This is a genomic window from Methylosarcina fibrata AML-C10, from assembly GCF_000372865.1.
Lineage (GTDB): Bacteria > Pseudomonadota > Gammaproteobacteria > Methylococcales > Methylomonadaceae > Methylosarcina > Methylosarcina fibrata.
This window is the reverse complement of the sequence record NZ_KB889965.1, coordinates 2,566,050-2,588,089: the sequence shown is the minus strand read 5'-3', so window position 1 is coordinate 2,588,089 and position 22,040 is coordinate 2,566,050. Positions and strand designations below refer to the sequence as shown.

Genomic DNA, 22,040 nt, shown 5'->3' with positions numbered 1-22,040 from the left:
GAAGCAGAAATCGCCCGTTTTTGTCTATTCTCAGTTTCGTTTTAACTTATGGCTATCCAAAAACAGTTCGTCCTGCGTTACCGGGAGCCTGGGCATGTGCGCTTCCAGATACCTGTTCAGTTCACCGATGCGGGCATTGCAAAGGCATTAGCCGATCAGCTTTCGGCTGTGGACGGCATTTATCGGGTCAAGGTTTATCGGCGCCAGGCCAAGCTGTCGATTCGGTATCAGGAAGCGGCTTGCGATTTTACCGCGCTTGCCCGGCTGTTGTTCGATATCGTGGGCGGCCTGGAAAGAAAAGCGATGTCGGAGAGTCAGCGGGCCGTTTCAACACAGGCCGGACCGGGTCTCAAAAACAAATTCAGGCAACTCAAGATTTCCAGGTGGTTTGGTCAAAAATACGGCGATGCCAAGGAAACTCTGCTGGCGGCCAGGATTTTAACCAAAACGGGATTTCGTCAGCAGGGAAAATTTTTTAACGATCCCGAAAAAGTCTTTATCGATTTCTTCAATGACGTTCTCGTGCTGTTCCTGATCAGGCTGCACTGGGACCATATTACCAAAGAATGGATTCCCAGGCCTTTCAAATACCGTTACGAATGGGTGGCGGTGTTTTACATGATTTTCCTGCTGATGCGCTCGCGCAGGCCCAAATAATTTTGCCGGATACTGTGCGGTCCGGCCGGCGGCCGATTGCCGGCCTTGTGCCCGAGGAGCGGCCGGAACACACGGCGGATAAGCTTTTTCTTGATTTTGTCACGGATTTAAAACGATGGCCATAGCATCGGCACCCTACAAAAATTATCAATTGATCCATCAGTTAAAACGGCGGATCCGGGCGTTTGCGCCGATATTGAAAAAGGATCCGGAGCGCTGTTACATTCTTGAGATCCTTCTGCGCAAGAGGCCGGAGATCAAAAATGTCCGGTTTACGGCCCAGCTTGGAACGGTAGTCGTCGAGTTCGATCCCAAGGGTTTGCCCAAGGCCAATTTGCTGATTTTACTGGATGCGGTGCTGGGCAATATCGCGGCCAGGCCGGGGGGCGAGATCCGGCAGGAAAAAGCCGATTTTTCCGGTCCCCTGCAGGAGTTCGAACTGGCCGTCGAGGGCATGACCTGCGCTTCCTGCGCCCTGTTGCTGGAAATGGTGCTTAAACGCGAGCCGAAAATAAAAGCGGCCAGCGTCAATTTCGGCACCGAAACCCTGGCCGTCCAGGGGCAATTAAGCAGGGAGGACGTGTGCGCCCGCATCGAAGTCCTTGGCTACAAGGCTTTTCCGATGGATACGCTTTCGCAGCGGAAAAACTTAATTAAAAAGGAGCAACAGCGTATCGAGTCGGCCCGGCGGCGACTTCTCTGGTCCGCTCTGTTGAGCGCTCCGGTCGTCGCCGTGGCGATGACGATGACAAAGTCCCGGCCGCTGCACTGGCTTCAATTCCTGCTGACGACTCCGGTAGTGTTCGGCTCGGGCAAACCTTTTTTCGTCAAGGCTCGGAAGCTCGCCCGGCATCGAGCCGCCAACATGGATACCTTGATCGCGCTCGGCGTGGGTTCGGCCTACGCTTACAGCTTGCCCTCCTTCTTCCGTCGGCGCGGGCACATCTATTTCGAAGCCTCCGCGGCGATCATCACCTTCGTGCTGCTGGGCCGTTATCTCGAAGAACGCGCCAAAGGCAAAGCCGGTGAAGCGATACGGCAATTGGTCGATTTGCAGCCGCAGACGGCCGTTCTGATCAAGGATAACCGGGAAATCGTCGTCGACGTGGAAGCCGTAGCGGTCGGCGATGTTTTACTGGTTCGCCCCGGAGAAAAAATTCCCACCGACGGCGAAATTATTGCCGGCACCTCGACCGTGGACGAGTCCATGGTAACCGGCGAGAGCATGCCGGTCGTCAAGGAAACGGGGCACAGGGTCATCGGCGGCTGCGTCAACGGCAACGGCGTGCTGAGGATCCGGGCGACGGCCGTCGGTATGGATACCGTACTGGCCGGCATCGTGCACATGGTCGATCAGGCCCAGTCGGCGAAGCTGCCGATTCAAAAACAGGTCGACCGGATTTCCGCGGTGTTCGTGCCGTCGGTCATGGCATTGTCCGGTTTGACGCTGGCCGGCTGGAAACTGGCGGGAGCGCCGTTCGCCTATGCGTTCGGCAATGCCATTACCGTACTGTTGATCGCCTGTCCTTGCGCCCTGGGTCTGGCTACGCCGGCGGCGATCATGGTCGGCACCGGTCAGGCCGCTAAAAAAGGCATTTACATCCGCAACGGTGAAAGCCTGGAAGTGGCGGCCAAGCTCAACGTGATCGTTTTCGATAAAACCGGCACGATCACCGAAGGCAAGCCGAAAGTCAGCGATTTTCTTAAAGTTTCGAGGCTGGGCGAGGAAAGCGTCCTGATGTTGGCGGCCTCGGCTGAACACAATTCGGAGCATTTTCTGGGCAAGGCGATTGTCGACTACGCCCGCGAACGGAGCATTGAATTGAGAGAATGCTCGCATTTTTACAATGAACCCGGCCGCGGCATTGAAGCCGAAATCGACGGTAAACAGGTGCTGCTGGGCAACCTGCCCTGGATGCTGCAACGGGAGATCGACGTCCAGCGTTTACTGTCGGAGGCCGGGCAGTTCGCCGAGCAGGGCAAAACGCCGGTTTTTATGGCGGTCGACGGCAAGGAGGCCGCTGTCTTCGGCATCGCCGACCGGCCTCGTGCGCAGGCAAGACCAGCCTTGGCGAGGCTCCACAAAAGAGGAGTCAGAACGCTGATGGCGACCGGCGATACCGAAAAAACGGCGCAATATGTCGCTGTTCAAGTCGGCATCGATGAGTTTGTCGCCAACGCCAAACCCGATCAGAAATTAGCCATCATCCACCAATTGCAGGTGCAAGGCCAACAGGTCGGCATGATCGGGGACGGCATCAATGACGCCCCGGCGCTGGTTGCCGCCGATGTGGGCTTTGCCGTCGGCAGCGGCACCGACATCGCGATCGAGTCGGCCGATCTGACGCTGGTGCAGGGCGACATTTCCAAGGTGACGGACGCCATCGAGTTAAGTGCGAATACCATCGCCATCATCAAGGAGAATCTTTTCTGGGCGTTCGGCTATAACACGATCGCGATTCCCATCGCCGCGGTCGGCAAACTGAATCCGATGATCGCCTCCATGGCGATGGCGTTAAGCTCGGTATCGGTCATCCTTAATTCATTGCGACTCAGTAAAAAATAGGTTTTCAAATGGATCATTCAATGATGGACCATGGCTCCATGCACGGCATGGGCGACATGGCTGTCTCGGCCGGCTTTGACTATACGCTGGCTTTCGTGGCCGGCTTTTTGGGCAGCGGACATTGCCTCGGCATGTGCGGCGCGCTGGTTTCCGGGTATTTTATGAACTCCGGCCGGCAGCGTTCTTATTTGCCCTACGTCATGTATCAACTGTCCCGCATCTCGGTGTATACATTGTTCGGCTTCGCGGCGGCCCTGCTCGGCGTCGTCGTCATGTCCGGCGGCTTGTTCGGTAAAATTCAGAGTCTGTTGCAAATGCTGATCGGTCTGACGGTGATCGGACTGGGCCTGGGCATCCTGGGCTGGCTGCCGTGGCAGGGAGCCTTCCGGCTGCTGCCCATGTCGCTTTTGCGCAAGGGTTATGCCCGCTCCCGGCAACAGGGAGCTGTCGGCGGAGCGATGCTGGCCGGCTTGTTGAACGGCATGATGCCGTGCCCGCTGACGTTTGCGATGGCGGTCAAGGCGACGTCGGCTTCTACCGTGCTGGAAGGCGGCGCGTTGATGCTGACTTTCGGCGCCGGGACCCTGCCGATGATGCTGTTTATCAGCCTGGCATTCGGCAAAATCAAGGCGAACGTACGCGGCTTCATGTACAAGGCGGCCGCATTGATCATGATAGTCATGGGAATGCACACCTTCTACCGCGGGCTCAGTTTTTACGTCGAAGAAAATTTTAGGCATCACAATTATTTTTATTTCTTGAAAGAGCGAATCGACAGCCTGATTCTTTATCTTCAGCAGGTGATTTCCTATTTCGGCGATTTGATCTCCAATATTCAGAATATGTAAGAAGATGGACCGGGTCGTGATCTTCCAGGAAAAAGGCTGTTATCCGTTTCCATAAAGATAGAAAAATCTGAAATCGATTCGAGCAATGGTTTTTTCAGAAGATCGAGCCGGTTTTTCGGCTGCGTCCAGCCCGGCCTCTTCCTCGTCAGAAAGAGACCAGGCCGGATGATAAGACAGAAGTTTTTGCGGCTTCAATGAAGAGAAGGAATAATCCGATGCTCAAGATCCAAAGACCTTGAGCCGGGCCGATTTTTTTATTGCACTCTGAAGGCCTGGGAGAGCGATCCCGTTGCGCCGGAGGTCTTGGTGAGCTTGATGCCGCGCCAGCCGGTGCGCGCCGTCGAGGCGACGTTGACGGTCAGGGTCGCGCTGGTGGTGCTGTTGACGGTCAGCGACTGCACCGAGACGCCGCCCGGAAACGGCAGGATGGCCGCGGTCATGCCGGCTTCGAAGTTCTGGCCGGTCAAGGTCAGCGCCACGCCGCTGGTGCCGCGGGTCACCGTGGCCGGCGACACCGCGTTGATCACCGGATTGGTCGAGGCGGTTTCGCAGGCATCGCCGACGCCGTCGCCGTCGCTGTCGGCCTGGTCGGGGTTGGCCACCGTCGGGCAGTTGTCGCTGCTGTCGGGGATGCCGTCGCCGTCCGAATCGGTGCTGCCGCCGGTCGGGATGTCGCGGACGTCCACCGTCCAGGCGCCGCCGCCGGTGGTGATGTTCTTGAACACCGACAAGGTGCTGGCGTTAATGATCGTGATCTTGCCGTCGATCGGGCTGGTCACGTAACAGTTCTTGCCTTGCGGGTCGAACTTGACCCAGTAGGGACCGGTGCCCACCGGCAAGGTCACTTTCACGGTCTTGGTCGCGGTGTCCATGATCACGCCGGTGTTGGCGTTGGCCGGGGCGGTGCAGGCCAGGGTGCCGTCCGGAGAGAAGTCGATGGTCCAGGGCGTGGCGCCGACGGTGATCGTGTGGGTGACGGTGTTGTTCGAGGTGTTGATCACCGAGACGTTGGCGCTGTTGATGTTGACCACCCAGAGCTCGGCCCCGTTCGGCGTCACCGCCATGCCCGCCGGCTTGGTGCCGACGGTGATCGTCGAGATCACAGCTTGGGTCGCGGTATCGATCACCGAGACGGTGTTCGAGTTATGGTTGGCGACATAGATACGGGTGCTGGCCGGATTGATCGTGATGCGCAGCGGAGTGACGCCGACCGCAATGGTTTTGGCGACGGTGTCGGTCTGCGTATCGATGACGCTGACCGAATTGGAGCCCTGGTTGGTCACGTAAATCCAGTGGCCGTCCAGGGTCCTGGCCATGAACCGCGGACTCTTCTGCAGGGTCAACGTCTTGATCACGGTGTTCGAAGCGGTATCGATCACCGACACGGTGCCGTCCTGGTTGTTGGCCACGTACAGCTTCGAGCCGTCGGTGGTGACCGCCATGCCTTCCGGAATCGTGCCGACGCTGATCGTCGTGGTCACGGTATTGGTCAGGGTATCGATCACCGAGACCGATTTCGAGCCCTGGTTGGACACGTAGGCGGTCTTCAGGTCCGGCGAAAAGACGATGTAGGAGGCCCCGTTCTGGGCGACGATATTGGTCACGACCGTGCCGCTGGCGTTGTCGATGACCGTTACGTTGCCCCCTCTCGGGTTGGGCACGAAGCCCCGAACGACGGCTTGGCCGGGAGTGGCCATGACCGCCAGGGCCAGCGCCAGTCCGGATAATAGGTAACTCGTTAGCATCTTCATAAAATATCCCCAGCAGGTTATACGTTAATTAGAGTTTTAATTTAAAAGCTATTTAAATTAGCTCAAGATTTTACCGCTCCGGAGAAATATTCATTTTTATCGGAAACGGAAAATCTCTATTCCTTTTGTTTTTGCATAGTCAATTTCTATCAATGGGACGACTGTTTTTTAACAGTTTCAGAATGTGCAAGATCCGACTCGATTAGCTGCTAATGGCATCGTTTCGCCATCGCGAACGGAGTACGGCATTTAAATGGAGTTTAGATGGTTAACGCGATCGCCCCAGGTAAAATAATCGCAGAACTAACCTATAAACTCCGCTGCCAATTCTATTCCTTTTGCTTCAAATGTAAAGGAAAACATTTTTGTTCGCCGTTGTTCTCGCTATTCGGCAGCAAGATTGTTTTGACGGATAAGTGGATTATTTTTTTATCAAGTACTTAAGGTTAGGCGCCAGACACTGTTTGTGCCTGCTTCGGGCGTTTGCAGCCCCGGTTTATCCTTGCTTGTAAGAGCTATTGTCGGTATGGCGCCTTAGGTTTCTGGTCCGGTTTTCGGTCGGTTCTCATGCCCGGACAGGGCGCTAAATTAATCGGACGGGCACGAAATGGCTTTATTCTTACAAAATTTAACCTGTCTTATCTGTTAGAACGACGTGCATGCCGGAAACTTGACTCGAAGCACAGCTTCCTGACGGAACTGTAACTTGTATCGGCCGATGATTTCCTGCACGGCCTTTTCGTTGGAATCGTTATCGGGATGGACCAGACTGAGAATATAGGTGGATTCGTGCTGGACCTTTCCGTCGACAGATTGCCATTGTCCGTCCCCTTGCCATACCGTAAATCCTTGAGTAAAGCGGGGAGTCACGGTGAACTTCAAAAAATCGGACCATTGACTCCGGGAAACAATGCCGGCGGGACCGTCGGTGCCGAAATAAAGCATCTCTTGAACGGAAGGCGGTTCTTCTTTCGGGCATTCGAGGCGGGGCAGGGAAGAGCAGGCGGAAAGCGCCAATGACGAGGCCAGGCATACTATCGTTAGACCGTCTTGCGCTGCCGTATTCCGGCGCTTTCTGGCCGGCTTGCCGCGAAAGCGGTATCTGGCTGTATGTTGGGTGCGGAATATCTTCACAACGACTCACCGGTTCGACGATAAATGCTCGATAATGATGGAAAGTCTTGCCGAATTCAATCCCCGTCTTTAGCGCCGGGGCGCATCCGGCTTATCGCTTGTTTCGGTCTTTCCTTTGCCGGGGGCATTAACGAGACCATGGTTTCTGGAGCGACGGGAAAAATGCAGGGATCAAGACAGGTCAAAAGAATTTTTTTGCTAGACTTTTATTTCATAATGTCGGTAAGGAACTTGCGATAGGGCTCGGCGAACGCGGTTGTTACGATTCGTCCGGAGGCGGGAGGTTCGGAAAGCACACTCCTGCCGGCATGGCCAGGAGGCCCGCTGTTTTTTCTTGATGATTCTACGTTACTCTCACAGCTTTTTATATCAACCACTTCATAAGGAATACCATGGCACGTACCTCTTTAATGCGCCTCATAAAAAAATGGGCTCAAGAATTGCAATTGAAAGAAATCAATGCGAATAACGGCAGAGGGACCTTAGGCCCATCGCTGACACGGCGGGAATTTATTGCAGGGCTCGGCGCGGCAGGAATGATTTCTTTGCTGCCGAAATGGGCCAAAGCCGGACTGACACCCCGCATTGCCATTGTCGGCAGCGGCATCGCCGGTCTTGCCTGTGCTCTGAAGCTCGATGACCGGGGCGTGAAGGCCACCGTCTACGAAGCTTCCCATCGCGTCGGAGGCCGAATGTTTTCCAAAACGGATTATTGGGACGGCAATCAAATCAGCGAATGGTGCGGCGAGCTGATCGATTCCGGCCATCAGACCATCCGTCAACTGGCCATGAGATTCGGGTTGCCGCTGGACGACTTGTTGTCCGCCGAACCTGAGCATGCCGAGGAACTGTATTATTTTTTCGGCAATGACTATACCTACGACGAAGCGAAAGCCGATTTTGCCGGAGTTTTCAATATCATTAAAGACGACCTTCAGGCCGCCGATTACCCCACACAGTTCGATTCCTTCACCCAGGCCGGTTATGCACTGGACCACATGTCCATTTACGACTGGATAGAAACGCGCATACCCGGAGGCCACGCCTCGCGGTTCGGCCAACTGCTGGACGTCGCTTACAACATCGAATACGGTGCCGAAACCACCGATCAGTCGGCGCTGAATCTGCTCTATCTTCTGGGATACCAAGCGAATTCTTCCGCCGGCGCCAATGCTTTCAATATTTTCGGAGTTTCCGACGAGCGCTATCATATTCGCGGCGGCAATCAGAAATTACCCGAAGCGATCAAAAACTATCTGGGTGAAAGCTGGTTTCGTTTCGGGGCGCAATTGACCAAGATCACCCGAACCGAAAACCAGCAATACCGGCTCCGGTTCAAAACGGTCGACGGCAAAGACTCGTTTGAAGAATACTTCGATTATGTGGTGCTGGCGATTCCTTTCGCCGTGCTGAGAGAGATCGATTACAGCGAGGCGGGCTTCGACGAGCTGAAACACACCGCCATTCAGGAGCTCGGCCGCGGCCGCAACGGCAAATTGCAACTGCAATTCTTGCATCGTTTCTGGCATCAGCGGCAAACGGGAGAGAGCGGCGTCAGTAACGGCAGCACCTACAGCGATACCGGTTATCAGGCCTCGTGGGAAGTAACGCGGGCGCAGCCCGGAATCCAGGGAATCCTGAACTTGTATTCCGGAGGAGAGACCACCGGATCGATGAAAACCAAAGTACCGTTTGCCACGGACGCCAACAAACAATCGGTACAGGACGCTTTGCAGGGGGTAACGCAAATGGCGCCCGTTTTTCCGGGAGCGGCACAGGAATGGAACGGTAAAATTACCCAATCGCTGCCGCATTTGAGTTCGTTCTTCAAGGCGTCTTATTCCTATTACCGGGTCGGCCAGTACACGACCTTCGGCGGTTATGAAAAAGCGCCGCAGGGGACGGTTTTGTTTTGCGGAGAACACACGTCCCAGGATTTTCAAGGCTTCATGGAAGGAGGGGCGAGCGAAGGCGAGCGTGCCGCAAAAGAATTGCTGCGGGCTTTATGAAAGAGCAGGACTGGATTCGTTGTCTTTCAGCCAGGCCAAGGCCCCCAGGCCGGCCGCCCGGCCGCCGGCGAAGCAGGCGCTGAGCAAGTAGCCGCCGGTCGGAGCTTCCCAGTCGAGCATTTCGCCGGCGCAGAAGACGCCGGGTAGCTTCCTTATCATCAAGTGTTCGTTGAGCGCTTCAAAAGGTATGCCCCCGGCGCAACTGATGGCTTCTTCAATAGGACTGGGAGCGGTCAGCCTGACTTTCAATCCTTTCAGCGCAGCACCGAGCCGGTCCGGCTCCTTAAGCTCCGAAGCGGGCAAGAGTTCTCTGAGCAAGGCGGCCTTGACGCCCTGAAGGCCCAGGCATTTCCTGAGGTGGTTGGACAAAGACAGTTTGCCTCGGGGTCGGGACAGCCGGCCGATCAAATCGCCGAGATCGCGGCCCGGCATTAAATCCAGTTCGATGACCGCTTCGCCGGATGCGGCGATGGCCTCGCGCAGGCGCGAAGAGACGGCGTAAATCAGGCTGCCTTCGACCCCGTCCTGCGTCACTACAAATTCTCCCGTTTGGGAGATGACTTTTTCTTCCCGAGTTACAAACTTCAATGCGACCGGCTTCAAAGGCGCTCCTGCGAACCGCTGGCGAAAATACTCGCTCCAGAGGACCTTAAAACCGCAGTTGGCGGGTTTGAACGGTTCGACCGGGACGCCTCTTGCCTGCAACAACGGCACCCAGGCGCCGGTGGAGCCCAATTGAGGCCAACTGGCCCCGCCTAAAGCCAGGACGACGGCAGGACTTGGGACGCGGCGTTCGCCGGCGGGAGTGTCAAAGCATAAAACATCGGTTCCTTCGCCGGCCCATCCGGTCCAGCGATGCCGCACGTGGAATTCGACGCCTTGAATACGCAGCCTGTGCAGCCAGGCTCTCAGCAACGGTGCCGCTTTCATGTCGGTGGGAAAGACTCGGCCGGACGTTCCGACAAACGTGTCGATGCCGAGATCCTTCAGCCATTGCCGCAACGACTCCGGCCCGAACCGGTCGAGCAGCGGCTTGATTCGGGCTTGACGGCCGCCGTAGCGCGACAGAAAGAGATCGTAAGGTTCGGAGTGGGTGACGTTCATCCCGCCTTTTCCGGCCATCAGGAATTTTCTGCCGACCGAAGGCATGGCATCGAACAGCCGAACCGGAACGCCATGCAAGGACAACACCTCGGCCGACATCAATCCGGCCGGTCCACCGCCTATGACGGCAACTGCTTCGGCAGAGACGTGTCTAGACATCGGCCGTGGACCGGACTGGCGGTAGAGTGCAGAGAAGACCCGCGTGTTGTTTTTCTTAACCTGAAAAACAACACGCTGTGAGTCTTTATCCTCAAGAATCCTGGCTCAAACCGGAATTGGCCGGTTCGGCGGCTACGGCGGTGGTTTCAAGAGAACGCTTGTTTTCGTTTTCCCGATAGGAGTCGGGGTCTTTTCTGGACTCCTGACGTTCCGGCCTGCTCGTCTGGAGTTCCGGCGCGACCATTCTAGTCGAAAAATCATGCGCATAAGAGGCCGCTCCCGCCGTTTCGGATGCGTTTTCCCTCAAAGACGGCGGCGAGGAATTATCGGGCTGGGGACCGGTTTCTCCGTTGCCGTCGGGCTTGTTATAGTTGGGATTGCGAGGTCTTCTTCGATTCGGGCTTCTTCTGCCGCTCTTGCCGCTGAAATGCTTTTTCTGCTCGCCATTGGCCGCGGTTGTTTCCGGCATTGCCTGAACGGCATCGGTTGCGGAGACCGATTCAATTTCAACCGGTTCCGGTTTCGCGTTCGTTTGGGAGGCCGAATCGTGCTGTGGCTTGAGATTCTTGCCGGAAGCCTTCGGGTTTCTATGAGCGCGGGCCTCGCCGTTTTGAGGTTGATCTTTACCTCGTTTGCCGCCGCGGTTTCTGCCGGCAGGAGGCGGCGTTTTCTCCTTGGCCGGGGGGGCGGCAACGGGTTCCGGCGCGGCCGGCTTTTTGCCCGGGCCGATCAGTTTGTACCAGAACCGTTTGATCAGGCTGGCGGATTCGATTTTACTCTGCACAGGCGCCGGAGATTCGGGTAAAAACTCCTTGATGGCGGGCTTCTCCACTCGCTGGCGGACCTGCTGGGCAAACTCGGGAACGGTGATTTCTTCGGCCTTGATCTGCTGATAGCTGGCCTTTTCTTCATAGGCATCCTTTTCCTTGATACGCTCGATGTCGTAAGCCGGCGTTTCCAGATGCTTGCTGGGCAGGATGACGATGCCTACTTTCAGCCTGTTTTCGATTTGCTCGATGGTATGGCGTTTTTCGTTCAATAAGAAGGTGGCGCACTCAATGGGCAGATGGGCGATTACCTTTTCCGTGCCTTTTTTCATGGCCTCTTCTTCGATAATGCGCAAGACCGAAAGCGCCACCGATTCGACGTTGCGTATCGTGCCCTGGCCCTTGCAGCGGGGGCAAGGCAACTGGGTCGATTCCCCCAGGGAAGGACGCATTCGTTGCCTGGACATTTCCAACAATCCGAAGCGCGAAATACGGCTGGTCTGGATGCGGGCCCGGTCGATCTTGAGCGCTTCGCGCAGGCGGTTTTCGACGGCTCTCTGATTTTTGTTGGAAAGCATGTCGATAAAGTCGATGACGAACAATCCGCCCGAATCGCGCAGCCTGAGCTGGCGGGCGATTTCATCGCAAGCCTCCAGATTGGTGTTGAGGGCGGTTTCTTCGATGTCACTGCCCTTGGTCGCGCGCGCCGAGTTGATGTCGATCGAGGTCAAGGCTTCTGTGTGGTCGATGACCAGGCAGCCGCCGGAAGGCAGCGGCACTTCACGGCCGTAGGCCAGTTCGATTTGGGATTCGATCTGGTACCGGCTGAATAAAGGCACCGAGTCCTGATACAGTTTCGCTTTCTGCAGAAAGTGAGGCATGACCTGTTTCAGAAAGTTCTGCACCAGCTTGAACGACTCGGGGTTGTCGATCAGGATTTCGTCGATGTTGCCGCGCAGATGATCGCGCAAGGCCCGGATGATGACGTTGCTTTCCTGAAACACCAGGAACGGCGCCGTTTGTTCGGATGAAGACCGCTCAATGGCTTCCCACAACTGCATCAAGTAGTTCAGGTCCCATTGCAGCTCTTCGGCATTTTTGCCGCAGCCGGCCGTCCGGACGATCAACCCCATGCTGTCCGGAATTTCTAGGGCCGCCATGACTTCGCGCAGTTCGTTCCGGGTTTCCCCTTCGATACGTCTGGAGATGCCGCCGGCTTTCGGATTATTGGGCATCAGTACGAGGTAGGTGCCGGCAAGACTGATGTAGGTAGTCAAGGCGGCGCCTTTATTGCCGCGTTCCTCTTTTTCGATCTGGACGAGAATTTCCTGGCCTTCCTTGATCGATTCTTTGATCGAAGAGCGACGGCCTTCGGTTTCGGCATCGCTCTGACCTTGACGGTAGGCGGGAGAAATTTCCTTAAAAGGCAAAAAACCGTGCTTTTCGGCGCCGTAGTTTACAAAGGCCGCTTCCAGGCTCGGTTCCACTCGAGTAATGATTCCTTTGTAAATATTCGATTTTTTTTGTTCTTTTGAAGGGATTTCTATGTCAAAATCGTATAATTTTTGACCGTCTACCAAAGCAACTCGCAGTTCTTCTGCCTGCGTAGCATTGATAAGCATTCTTTTCATTTTGTATCCTTGTAGTATCCTGCTCCATAATCAGATTTTACCGAACAGACGGATTCCGGTCATTGCGCCGGCCTTATCTTCATTGACTCTCCCGAGCTGCTTTATGGCGAATAACGCAGACAGTTTGTCTCGAGGCTGATGCTCCGTTATCTGCCGGGCTTCCTATCGGGTGATTGCAACGACAGGCTGGAGCCGGCAAATAGTAGACAAATAAACAGTCTTCTAGTCTTGGTTGTAAATTCTGTTTTTAAACAGGAGTTGTAAATTGTTCATCAAGGGTCGAACAATAAACCCGAAATTCTTGCAATAAAGCGAAGGCGTTAAAGCTTGCCTTTTCGGCTTCATTGAGTGGTCCCCGGCCCATATATTGGTTATTCTATATTGACGGGCCGTTTTCGGCATGACTGAGTGATTCTTCCGGAAGAGACCCGTTTATCGGTCATAGATAGGCGCCTGCTCTCCCGCACCCGACGATACCGTTCTACGTGAAATTCCCGGGGCGACGTATTTTTTACTATTTTTACCTGCTTAATATAACAACCTTAGCGTTTAACATCAATTTAAAGAATCAAACCGGAACGGATACTGGTATTATTTGCATTATGAAAACACAATTACAAAGTACATTCGCTAACGTCCAATGGGTGGAAATTGCCGAAGATCATTGCGATCAGCGCCTCGATAATTTTTTGATCACCCGCTTGAAAGGCGTCCCCAAAAGCCGGATTTACCGGATTGTCCGTAAGGGTGAAGTTCGAGTTAACAAGGGACGTGTGGACGTTAACTATCGGTTGGCGTTGGGCGACGTCGTCCGCATTCCGCCGATCCGGGTGGCCGAAAATGCCGAGGAAGCGTTCGTTCCCCAGCATTTGAAAGACGCCTTGCAAAGAAATATTTTATTCGAAGACGACGGCTTTTTAATTTTAAACAAGCCGGCAGGCTTTGCCGTTCACGGCGGCAGCGGCATCGATTCCGGCATTATCGAAGGGCTGAGGCAGCTTAGGCCCGAAGCCCGTTTTCTGGAATTGGTGCATCGGCTCGACAGGGACACTTCGGGTTGTCTGCTCATCGCAAAAAAACGCAGCGTCTTGCGCAGGCTTCACGAACTTTTCCGGGATGATCACGTTCAAAAGACCTATTTGGCCTTACTGGCCGGCGAATGGGCCAGAAAAAAAATGGTGGTGAATGCGCCTCTGCAAAAAAATGTCGCCAAAGGCGGCGAACGGATGGTGATCGTCAGCAAGACCGGGAAAGCGGCGGAAACGGTGTTCAAGCGGCTGAAATTGTACCGGGGGGCCACGCTGGTCGAGGCTTCGCCCAAAACCGGACGGACGCATCAGATTCGCGTTCATGCCGCGTATCTGGGCCATCCGATCGTCGGCGACGAACGTTACGGACTGGAGGAGGTCAATCGCGCCTTTAGAGCCAGAGGTTACAAACGTATCTTTCTGCATGCGCAGCAACTCGTATTCGAGCATCCCGCCACCGGGGAAAAATTGACTGTCCATGCGCCCCTGCCTGAATCACTGGAAGATTTGCTGAAACATGAAGAACCGCTTTAATTTGATCATTTTCGATTGGGACGGCACCTTGTCCAACTCCATAGACTGGATCGTCGGGTGTCTACAAAAGGCGGCAGCACGCTGTCATTGCCCCGTCCCCGAGCCGGATTCGGCCAGGCAGGTCATCGGCCTGAGCATCGATCGGGCGATCGAAACCCTGTTTCCCGATGCCGACGCGCCAACCCGGAAGTGGCTGATCGAATGCTACACTGCGGAATATCGAGCGCGGGAATTGGATAGGGACGATTTGTTTCCCGGAGTTTACGACATGCTGGTCCAGTTGCAAGACGCCGGTTATCGGCTGGCGGTCGCCACCGGAAAAACGCGGAGAGGACTGGATAGGGCATTGCATGCTACGGACACGAAAGAGTTGTTTTGCATCACCCGCTGCGCGGATGAAACGGCTTCCAAGCCGGATCCCGGTATGCTGAAAGAGATTATCCGCTATGCTGATATTGCTCCTGAGCGCGCGCTGATGGTCGGCGATACCGTGCACGACTTGCAAATGGCCGAAAATGCCCGAATATCGTCCGTAGCCGTCGCCTGCGGAGCGCATCCGGAATCTCTATTGCAACGATACCGACCCTTGCAGTGCCTGCAACAGCCGACGGAATTACTGAAATTTATTTAAGGTTTGAACATGACAGACAATCAACAGAACAATCAAGCTAACACAGGCTCATCCGGCGATCCGAGCTGGGAGCGCTCGGTGATCGAAAAACTGGCTTTGGCTGCCGTCAACGAGCAGACCCGGGCCAGACGCTGGGGGATTTTCTTCAAATCTCTTATTTTTGTCTATTTGATCGTGCTGGTGGCGATGATGGCGTATCCGAAAATCAAGGAGAACCTCGGCGTCGACGGTCAATACCATACCGCGGTCGTCGACGTGGTCGGCATGATCGCAGAAGACAAGGAGGCCAACGCCGAAAGCATCATCGAAGGGCTGAGAAACGCGGTCGAGGACAAGAAGACCAAAGGGATCATTCTTCACGCCAATTCGCCCGGCGGCAGCCCGGTGCAGTCGGCTTATGTCTATGATGAAATCCGGAAGATCAAAAAAGAACATCCCGATTTGCCGGTGTATGCGGTGGTCAGCGATATCTGCGCTTCGGGTTGCTATTACATAGCGGCCGCCAGCGACAAGATTTTCGTGAACCAGGCCAGTCTGATCGGTTCCATCGGCGTTTTAATGGACGGTTTCGGTTTTGTCGAGACCCTACAGAAACTGGGAATAGAACGCAGAGTATTGACGGCGGGAACTCATAAAGCCTTGCTCGATCCTTTTTCTCCGCCGAAAGAAGAAGAGACCCGTTTTATGCAGGGGCTGCTGGATCAGGTGCACCGGCAGTTTATCGATGCGGTCAAGGCAGGCCGGGGAGAACGGCTGAAAGAGACTCCGGAATTGTTCTCCGGTCTGGTCTGGACCGGCCAGGAGGGCATCAAACTGGGTATTGCGGATGCGTACGGGTCGGACGAGTACGTGGCCAAGGAAATCATCGGGGCGGAAAATCAGGTTGATTTCACTCCTCAGGAACATTTGCTGGATAAAATAGCCGGCAAAATCGGCGCCGCTTTCGGTCGATCCATCAGCAGCCTGCTTCAGGGGTTGACTTTACGGTAATGAGTTCAGTCTGGATTCAGGATGTGCGCTTAAAATGATGACAGTCCAAATTATTTTCTGATACCGGAAGTCCAGCGACAGCACTCTCAGGAATTGGTTTAGAGTAGAACATTCATGGATTTCTAATGAGAAACTTAATCAAAATTGCGGTGTTGCTGCTGATTTCCGGTCAGGCATTGGCGGAGGCGCCCCTGCTCACGGCGCGGGTGAGCCTCGATCAGGCGACCCAGCAGATCATCAGAGACGGAAAAAGCCGGGTATTGGGGGCGCAAACGGTGATCATCGAGGGCAGAGAGGTTCATATTATCAAGATATTGACTCCGGACGGGCGCATCCAGCATCTGAAGATCGACGCCGAGACCGGCGCGGTCATAAGTTAATGGTTGTAAAGGAGAAGCGGGAAACATGCGGATTCTGGTTGTTGAAGACGAAGTAACGCTGTGCAGGCAAATACAGCAGTATCTGGCGAATAAAGGGTTTGCCGTCGACGTCGCTCATACGGGCGAGGACGGCTACTATATGGGAAAAGAATATCCCATTGACGCGGCCATCGTTGACATCGGCCTTCCGGATTTCTCCGGCATCGAGCTGATCAAACGCTTGCGCAAAGCCAAGATGACGGCTCCCATCCTGATTTTGACGGCCCGTAACCGCTGGCAGGAAAAAGTGGAAGGGCTGGAAGCCGGAGCCGACGATTATCTGGTCAAGCCGTTTCATTATGAAGAGTTGCTGGCCCGCATCAATGCCCTGCTGAGGCGGTCGGTGGGCCAGGCACACCCCATCCTGACGCACGACAACATCGAGCTGGACACGGTCGCCCAGGAAGTATCGGTCTCCGGAGTCAAGCTGGAGCTGACCGCCTACGAATACAAGGTGCTGGAATATTTAATGTTTCGAAAGGGCGAACTGATCTCGAAATCGGTCCTGACGGCTCATATTTATGACGAAGATTTCGATCGGGACAGCAACGTGATCGAAGTTTTCATCGGCCGGTTGAGAAAGAAACTCGATCCCGACGGCACCCGCAAGCCGATCGAAACCCTGCGCGGACGGGGTTACCGGATTCCCGTCAATCCATCCTGATTCCGGCGTCCCAAAGATTGGGAAGCTTTAAGGGTGATGACGGGCGGCAAGAAAAGTTCTAACGATAACCGGCCCACGGACGGCGGGCTCCCGAATAATGCTGACGCCAATAAGGGTTGTTGAGGCTCGACACCATCACTTTTCCGCTTCGGCTGCTGGACGCGTGCACGAATCGATCGCCGTCGACGAACAGGCCGACGTGAGAATAGCCGTTTCCTTCCGTATCGAAAAATACCAGATCGCCCGAGCGTAACGAATAGGGTTCGGCAGGCGGCAACATCATGGCCATCTCCCGAGCCGTGCGCGGCAGCCGGACGCCGTATCGGCCGTAAACGTATTGTACGAATCCGCTGCAATCAAATCCTTCGGAAGGAGAAGCTTTACCGTATCGGTATGGAACTCCGGTCAGGCTCAGGGCATAACGGGTAACGGGCGGCAGTGCGGAGGGAAAGACAGGCGCCGGTGTTCGTTTCGGGACGCTGGAACATCCCGCAATCAGAACTATGAATAAAGCCAGAGTCCATTTGACATAAACATGCCGACAGTCGCATTGGCTGCAAATCATTCCGGCGATTCCTCTACGGATCTGTGAAAGGGAAATAATAGCAATAATTTAGGAAGCTCCGAATAAGTCCTTTTCTTCCTTCTCCCGTGTTTCGACACGAATTTTCCTCCGTTTTTCAAAGATAGACCGATTGTTTCCGGTTTAAAAATTTTTAGATGAAACTTTTTGTTTTTTATTTTATCTCTTAAAGTTAGGCTTAATTTTTTTAATTAAGCTCGATCTTTGCCGAATTTTTTAGTAATCATCCGAGTACAAAATAAACAACTGTAGAAAAACACGAGGAGATAGCTATGAGTAGTTTTTTAGATTTAGTCAAATCCGCCATCAGCTCGAATACTTCGGCTTCGGGGCAAGCTGAGAGCCAATCCCAAAATTTAGTCAATGGCGCCTTGCAAATGTTGGATTCTATGGGGGGAATCAACGGACTGGTTAATAAATTTCAGCAATCGGGCCTGGGCGATGCGGCTAAATCCTGGATAAGCACCGGAGACAACAAGAATGTAAGCCCCGATCAATTGGCCAATGCATTGGGCAAGGACCAGATTGCGGCCGTGGCCCAAAAAGCCGGCATTCCCGAATCCGAGGCGCCCTCGGTGCTTGCCAGGGTATTGCCCGAGATGGTCGATAAACTGACGCCGGAGGGCAAGGAGCCCGAATCCGGCAACCTCTCGACCTGGAGCAAGGTGCTGCTCGGAGGGCTCGGAGTTGCCGCGGCAGGCGCTGCGGGAGCGGCAGCAGCCTCTTATTTCGGCAGCAAGGAAGAAGAGGAAAAGCCGTCCACCTTCCAGCCGACCGCGGCGTCCGCCGGGGAACAGGCGTCCGAAACACCGGCCGGCCGAACCTACACCGTGGTGAGCGGCGATACGCTGTCCGGCATCGCCAAACAGTTTTATCACGATGCCAATCAGTGGCAGCGCATCTTCGATGCGAATCGCGACGTTTTGTCCAATCCGGACCGCATTTCTCCGGGCCAGCATTTGCGCATTCCTTGAGAAAAGTCGACTCATTGACGCCGGTTTCGGAAAAGGCTTGTTTATTCGTTTGGACTGACGATGTCAGCAGGTAGCGCGCATGTTATGGAAAAAAGGTAGACGAAGCGATAACGTGGAAGATCGGCGCCAGCTACGTCTCGGCGGGCCCAGGCTGAAGCTGAGCGTCGGAACGCTGGCCATTGTTTTGCTGATCGGCGTTGTCTTGGGTGAAAATCCTCTGGAGTTGCTGGCTTTGTTGACTCAGGGCGGAGGAAGAACCAGCTTTACGGCCGAAGCGCCTCCGTCTCCCGAAGACGATGAAGCCGCTCAATTCGTCTCGGCCGTTCTGGCGGATACCGAAGATACTTGGGGAGCGATCTTTCCGGGCCTGGGCGAGCATTACCGCGAGCCGAAGCTGGTTTTATTTACGGACCAGGTGGCGTCGGCCTGTGGATTCACGTCGTCCGCCACCGGACCTTTTTATTGTCCGGGCGATCAAAAAGTTTATCTGGATCTGGGTTTTTTCCGCGAACTGGACCGTCTGGGCGCGCCGGGCGACTTTGCCCAGGCTTACGTCATCGGCCACGAAGTCGGCCACCACGTGCAAAATCTTCTCGGCATATCGGGCAAAGTGCATGCTTTGCAGGTCCGCAGCGGTTCGGCTCAAGCCAATGCGCTGTCGGTCCTGCTGGAATTGCAGGCGGACTGTTTTGCCGGGGTGTGGGCGCATCACGCCGACAAATACCGCAGCATGCTGGAGCCCGGCGATGTCGATGAAGGTCTCAACGCTGCCTCGGCGATCGGGGACGACCGCCTGTTGCGCAGAGCCGGACAATCCGTGAGCCCGGAATCGTTTACTCACGGTTCATCGCAGCAACGAGCTTTTTGGCTGCGGAAAGGAATGGAAAGCGGCGATATAGCCTCTTGCGATACCTTTTCGATGGCGGCGAAAAAATAAGCCCCGCCTACATTTGTAAGCAATTGGAGAGACTGTATTCCGGCATTTTTTATCGCGGTATTGAGCCTCGAAATCCATATCCTCATAACCGCTCTCATAGAGCGCAAACGCGTTGCCAGGCCGAATGGTTTTGCAAGGTGGTCAAGGCCGATTCCAGCAGCGTCAGGCCGGGCTCGGTGCGGTGCCAGGTCGAAGCTCCGGACGGATGGGGCAGCGGTATTGCTTCGGTGCAATGACCGTGAAAAGTGACCTTATGCAGCCCGCCGACGACCTCGTTCAGTTTTTTTACCGGAAGCAATTGGCCGATGGCCAGTTTGCCCACCGGAAGAATCAATTCGGGTTTGAGCAGTTCGACTTCCGCCTTCAGCCATCCGCTGCAATTGCCGATTTCACCCGGACTCGGTACCCGGTCCCCGCCTTTCGGGTTTTTACCCGGAAAACAGCGGCAAACGGCGGCCATGTAGACGCGCTGCCGAAAAGCCTGTTCGTCGAGACCGATGCGTTCGAACCATTTGAACAGGGTCTTGCCCGCGGTCCAGGCGAAAGGCTTGCCGAAGAGCCCTTCCTTGTCGCCGGGAGCCTGGCCGATCAATAAGATGGGCGACAGCACCGGGCTGCCGCTGACGACCGGGCCCGTCATCGCAGGACATTGGCGGCATTCCGCCAGCGCCGCGCGGTGTTCTCTCATCCGTTGTGCACATGCATTCATGGGACGTTCCGTCTACAGGTCGATGTCGATGCCGACCGGGCAATGGTCCGAACCGGTAATGTCCGGCAGAATAAAGGCCTGCCTGACCTTGTCGAGCAGCGGTTCGCTGACCAGCACGTAATCGATGCGCCAGCCGACATTGTTGGCGCGGGCATTGGCGCGGAAACTCCACCAACTGTAGGCGACGGTATCGGGATGGAGATGGCGGAAGGTGTCGGTCAGGCCGCTTCCGACCAATCGGCTGAAACCGTCGATTTCGATCTGGGTATAGCCGGCCGATTTGTTGTAGTTCGCTTTCGGGCGGGCGATGTCGATTTCCTTATGTGCGACATTGAAATCGCCGCAGGCGATCACCGGTTTTTGGCCTTGCAATTGCTTTAAATACGCCAGAAATTCGATATCCCAGGTTTGACGGTAGCCGAGCCTGGCCAGTCCTTCTCCCGCGTTCGGCACGTAGACGTCGACCAGAAAGAACCTTTCGAACTCGGCGGTCAGCACGCGGCCTTCCTGGTCGTGCTCGTTCAGGCCGATCCCGCAGGTGACATGGAGCGGCTCCCGGCGCGTCAACAACGTAACTCCGGAGTAGCCTTTGCGCTCGGCGCAATTGGAGGCAATGCGGTAGCCGTCGATGCCGGCCAGCGCCTGGTCGATCTGCTCGACCTGCGCCTTGGTTTCCTGCAGCAGGATGCAGTCGGCGTCGAGCCGCGCCACCGTTTCGGCAAAACCTTTGCCTAAAACGGCGCGGATGCCGTTGACGTTCCATGAGATTATCTTCATCTAATGATTCCGGTTGGGTAAGAGAATGTTTCGGTTTGATCGAAAATCCAATCGGGCGCTATTGTAATCTTCGAACCGAAGGCTAACCAGTGGTTTTTCGAAGGAGAGAAAAGCGTTTTTCCGTAGACGCAGCCGAGTCCCGGTTGATTGGGCGCACGGCCCGGTGTTGGCATTTTTTGGATTTTTACTAAACTTTCAGTAATTTGGGCCGATACAGGTTAGACAGGGACGGCTTAACGGTTATACGGCCCGAATCGCTTCGATCCGGGCTTGTTAATGAATTGATGCCTCAATCTCCAATTAAACATAAGGTGAAAATATGAATACATCAGCCATTGGCTTGTTTGCCAAATTGAACCCGGCCCGTATATTGAACGGCATACGGCCGCATGATCCCAGAGTTTCCGATGGCGAGAACGACCGTTCGCGCATCGAGCGAGCCCATCGCGGCCGCCCGAATGACGGCCATGCCTTTGTGCGGGACGTTATGGCGTCTTTAAGCAGTCTGGGCTTGAATTTACAGGACGTCACCGGCGACGGCGCCTCGTCTGCCGGCAATTCCGAAGACGTGCGCGAGGCACTGCATGCGTTCCTGCGTGATTTGCATCAGGCCTTGAATCAAAGCGGTGGTATCCAGACGACTCCGACTACCGGCGAAGGCGAAACCGTCGTCGACAGCGGCACAGAAAGCAGTACTGAAAGCGGTTCCACTACGTCTTCACCGGTGCAAAGCGGATACAGCAACGTCAAAACCAATCTTCAGGACTTGATTGCTTCCCTGAGTGATGGGGCCGGCGGCGACAGCACACTGCAAACGGATTTCAACAATCTGGTCACCGCCCTGGGCGGTTCAACGTCGGATACAGGTCTGGTGGATTTTTTAAAACAGCTCGACGCCACCGCCAGCAACAGCGCCATGTCTCATACCGCTTCAGGCTCGCTTCTAACCGAGCAGGCCTGACGGGCACCCGGCCCGTCCCGTTTTTCCGTTGTGATTCCGGAGCGTCCAGCCATGTTCCGGAGGATGACTTCAACGGCTGCCGGGAGATCGCCTTGGTCTCGGGCAGCCGCCACGCTTTTGAAGCGACTGATTCGATCGTGCCGAAATGACAGTTTGACTGGTCGGAAAGAAAGACCTGCCAGATTTTCGAAACCTGGCAGGTCTTTC

Annotated in this window: 19 protein-coding genes; 12 read left to right on the top strand and 7 right to left on the bottom strand. The window is 55.1% G+C overall.

Features of this window, described 5'->3' with window-relative positions; all coding sequences use genetic code 11:
• Nucleotides 1-48 precede the first annotated feature (48 nt).
• From A3OW_RS0112170 to A3OW_RS0112155, 3 genes are all read left to right on the top strand, one after another.
• On the top strand, nucleotides 49-657 hold the full coding sequence (locus A3OW_RS0112170; RefSeq protein ID WP_026223541.1) for a hypothetical protein: 609 nt from the start codon (nucleotides 49-51) through the stop codon (nucleotides 655-657).
• 115 nt (nucleotides 658-772) lie between these two features.
• Nucleotides 773-3,223, top strand: coding sequence for a heavy metal translocating P-type ATPase (locus A3OW_RS0112160; RefSeq protein WP_020563716.1), 2,451 nt, complete (start codon nucleotides 773-775; stop codon nucleotides 3,221-3,223).
• A 20-nt stretch (nucleotides 3,224-3,243) separates the two neighbouring features.
• Nucleotides 3,244-4,071, top strand: a complete 828-nt coding sequence (locus tag A3OW_RS0112155) for a sulfite exporter TauE/SafE family protein (RefSeq protein WP_020563715.1) — start codon at nucleotides 3,244-3,246, stop codon at nucleotides 4,069-4,071.
• A gap of 254 nt (nucleotides 4,072-4,325) precedes the next feature.
• Here A3OW_RS0112155 and A3OW_RS26455 read toward each other — a convergent pair whose 3' ends face one another.
• On the bottom strand, nucleotides 4,326-5,822 hold the full coding sequence (locus tag A3OW_RS26455) for a beta-propeller fold lactonase family protein (RefSeq protein ID WP_020563713.1): 1,497 nt from the start codon (nucleotides 5,820-5,822) through the stop codon (nucleotides 4,326-4,328).
• Nucleotides 5,823-6,467: 645 nt separating this feature from the next.
• Nucleotides 6,468-6,956 (bottom strand): DUF3574 domain-containing protein, encoded by a 489-nt coding sequence (locus A3OW_RS24885; RefSeq protein ID WP_020563712.1) that lies wholly within the window; start codon nucleotides 6,954-6,956, stop codon nucleotides 6,468-6,470.
• Between the two features lie 392 nt (nucleotides 6,957-7,348).
• On the opposite strand from A3OW_RS24885, the gene A3OW_RS0112135 reads away from it, so the two are divergent.
• A complete protein-coding gene (locus A3OW_RS0112135; RefSeq protein WP_026223539.1) occupies nucleotides 7,349-8,965 on the top strand; it encodes a flavin monoamine oxidase family protein in 1,617 nt (538 codons plus the stop codon).
• Here A3OW_RS0112135 and A3OW_RS0112130 read toward each other — a convergent pair.
• Nucleotides 8,960-10,228, bottom strand: a complete 1,269-nt coding sequence (locus A3OW_RS0112130; protein WP_026223538.1) for a TIGR03862 family flavoprotein — start codon at nucleotides 10,226-10,228, stop codon at nucleotides 8,960-8,962. The genes A3OW_RS0112135 and A3OW_RS0112130 overlap by 6 nt on opposite strands.
• 91 nt (nucleotides 10,229-10,319) lie before the next feature.
• Nucleotides 10,320-12,626 carry an Rne/Rng family ribonuclease gene (locus A3OW_RS24880; protein ID WP_020563709.1) on the bottom strand — a complete coding sequence of 769 codons (2,307 nt, stop codon included), beginning with the start codon at nucleotides 12,624-12,626 and terminating at the stop codon, nucleotides 10,320-10,322.
• Between the two features lie 602 nt (nucleotides 12,627-13,228).
• Between A3OW_RS24880 and rluC the strand changes: the two genes are divergently transcribed.
• The 5 genes from rluC to A3OW_RS0112100 all read left to right on the top strand — a co-directional run bounded on the left by rluC (nucleotide 13,229) and on the right by A3OW_RS0112100 (nucleotide 16,892).
• Nucleotides 13,229-14,188 (top strand): 23S rRNA pseudouridine(955/2504/2580) synthase RluC, encoded by a 960-nt coding sequence (gene rluC / locus A3OW_RS0112120; protein WP_020563708.1) that lies wholly within the window; start codon nucleotides 13,229-13,231, stop codon nucleotides 14,186-14,188.
• The gene (locus A3OW_RS0112115; RefSeq protein WP_020563707.1) at nucleotides 14,172-14,819 is read left to right on the top strand and encodes an HAD-IIIA family hydrolase; all 648 of its coding nucleotides are present in this window, start codon (nucleotides 14,172-14,174) and stop codon (nucleotides 14,817-14,819) included. Before rluC ends, A3OW_RS0112115 begins: the two co-directional genes overlap by 17 nt.
• 9 nt (nucleotides 14,820-14,828) lie before the next feature.
• Nucleotides 14,829-15,809 (top strand): signal peptide peptidase SppA, encoded by a 981-nt coding sequence (gene sppA, locus A3OW_RS0112110; protein WP_020563706.1) that lies wholly within the window; start codon nucleotides 14,829-14,831, stop codon nucleotides 15,807-15,809.
• Nucleotides 15,810-15,934: 125 nt separating this feature from the next.
• Nucleotides 15,935-16,189, top strand: a complete 255-nt coding sequence (locus A3OW_RS0112105; protein ID WP_020563705.1) for a PepSY domain-containing protein — start codon at nucleotides 15,935-15,937, stop codon at nucleotides 16,187-16,189.
• A 25-nt stretch (nucleotides 16,190-16,214) separates the two neighbouring features.
• A complete protein-coding gene (locus tag A3OW_RS0112100) occupies nucleotides 16,215-16,892 on the top strand; it encodes a response regulator transcription factor (RefSeq protein WP_020563704.1) in 678 nt (225 codons plus the stop codon).
• 58 nt (nucleotides 16,893-16,950) lie between these two features.
• On the opposite strand, the gene A3OW_RS0112095 is transcribed toward A3OW_RS0112100, so the two are convergent.
• Nucleotides 16,951-17,457 carry a C40 family peptidase gene (locus A3OW_RS0112095; RefSeq protein WP_020563703.1) on the bottom strand — a complete coding sequence of 169 codons (507 nt, stop codon included), beginning with the start codon at nucleotides 17,455-17,457 and terminating at the stop codon, nucleotides 16,951-16,953.
• Between the two features lie 290 nt (nucleotides 17,458-17,747).
• Between A3OW_RS0112095 and A3OW_RS0112090 the strand changes: the two genes are divergently transcribed.
• Nucleotides 17,748-18,449, top strand: a complete 702-nt coding sequence (locus tag A3OW_RS0112090) for a YidB family protein (protein ID WP_020563702.1) — start codon at nucleotides 17,748-17,750, stop codon at nucleotides 18,447-18,449.
• Between the two features lie 79 nt (nucleotides 18,450-18,528).
• The gene (ypfJ, locus tag A3OW_RS0112085; RefSeq protein WP_020563701.1) at nucleotides 18,529-19,386 is read left to right on the top strand and encodes a KPN_02809 family neutral zinc metallopeptidase; all 858 of its coding nucleotides are present in this window, start codon (nucleotides 18,529-18,531) and stop codon (nucleotides 19,384-19,386) included.
• A 94-nt stretch (nucleotides 19,387-19,480) separates the two neighbouring features.
• Here ypfJ and A3OW_RS0112080 read toward each other — a convergent pair whose 3' ends face one another.
• Together A3OW_RS0112080 and A3OW_RS0112075 are read right to left on the bottom strand one after the other, a co-directional pair.
• Nucleotides 19,481-20,074, bottom strand: coding sequence for a uracil-DNA glycosylase family protein (locus tag A3OW_RS0112080; RefSeq protein WP_020563700.1), 594 nt, complete (start codon nucleotides 20,072-20,074; stop codon nucleotides 19,481-19,483).
• A gap of 33 nt (nucleotides 20,075-20,107) precedes the next feature.
• Complete coding sequence (locus tag A3OW_RS0112075; RefSeq protein ID WP_020563699.1) at nucleotides 20,108-20,872, bottom strand: exodeoxyribonuclease III; 765 nt, start codon at nucleotides 20,870-20,872, stop codon at nucleotides 20,108-20,110.
• 319 nt (nucleotides 20,873-21,191) lie between these two features.
• On the opposite strand from A3OW_RS0112075, the gene A3OW_RS0112070 reads away from it, so the two are divergent.
• Nucleotides 21,192-21,833: a hypothetical protein gene (locus A3OW_RS0112070; RefSeq protein ID WP_020563698.1), complete on the top strand. Its 642-nt coding sequence runs from the start codon at nucleotides 21,192-21,194 to the stop codon at nucleotides 21,831-21,833.
• The last annotated feature ends 207 nt before the right edge of the window (nucleotides 21,834-22,040 follow it).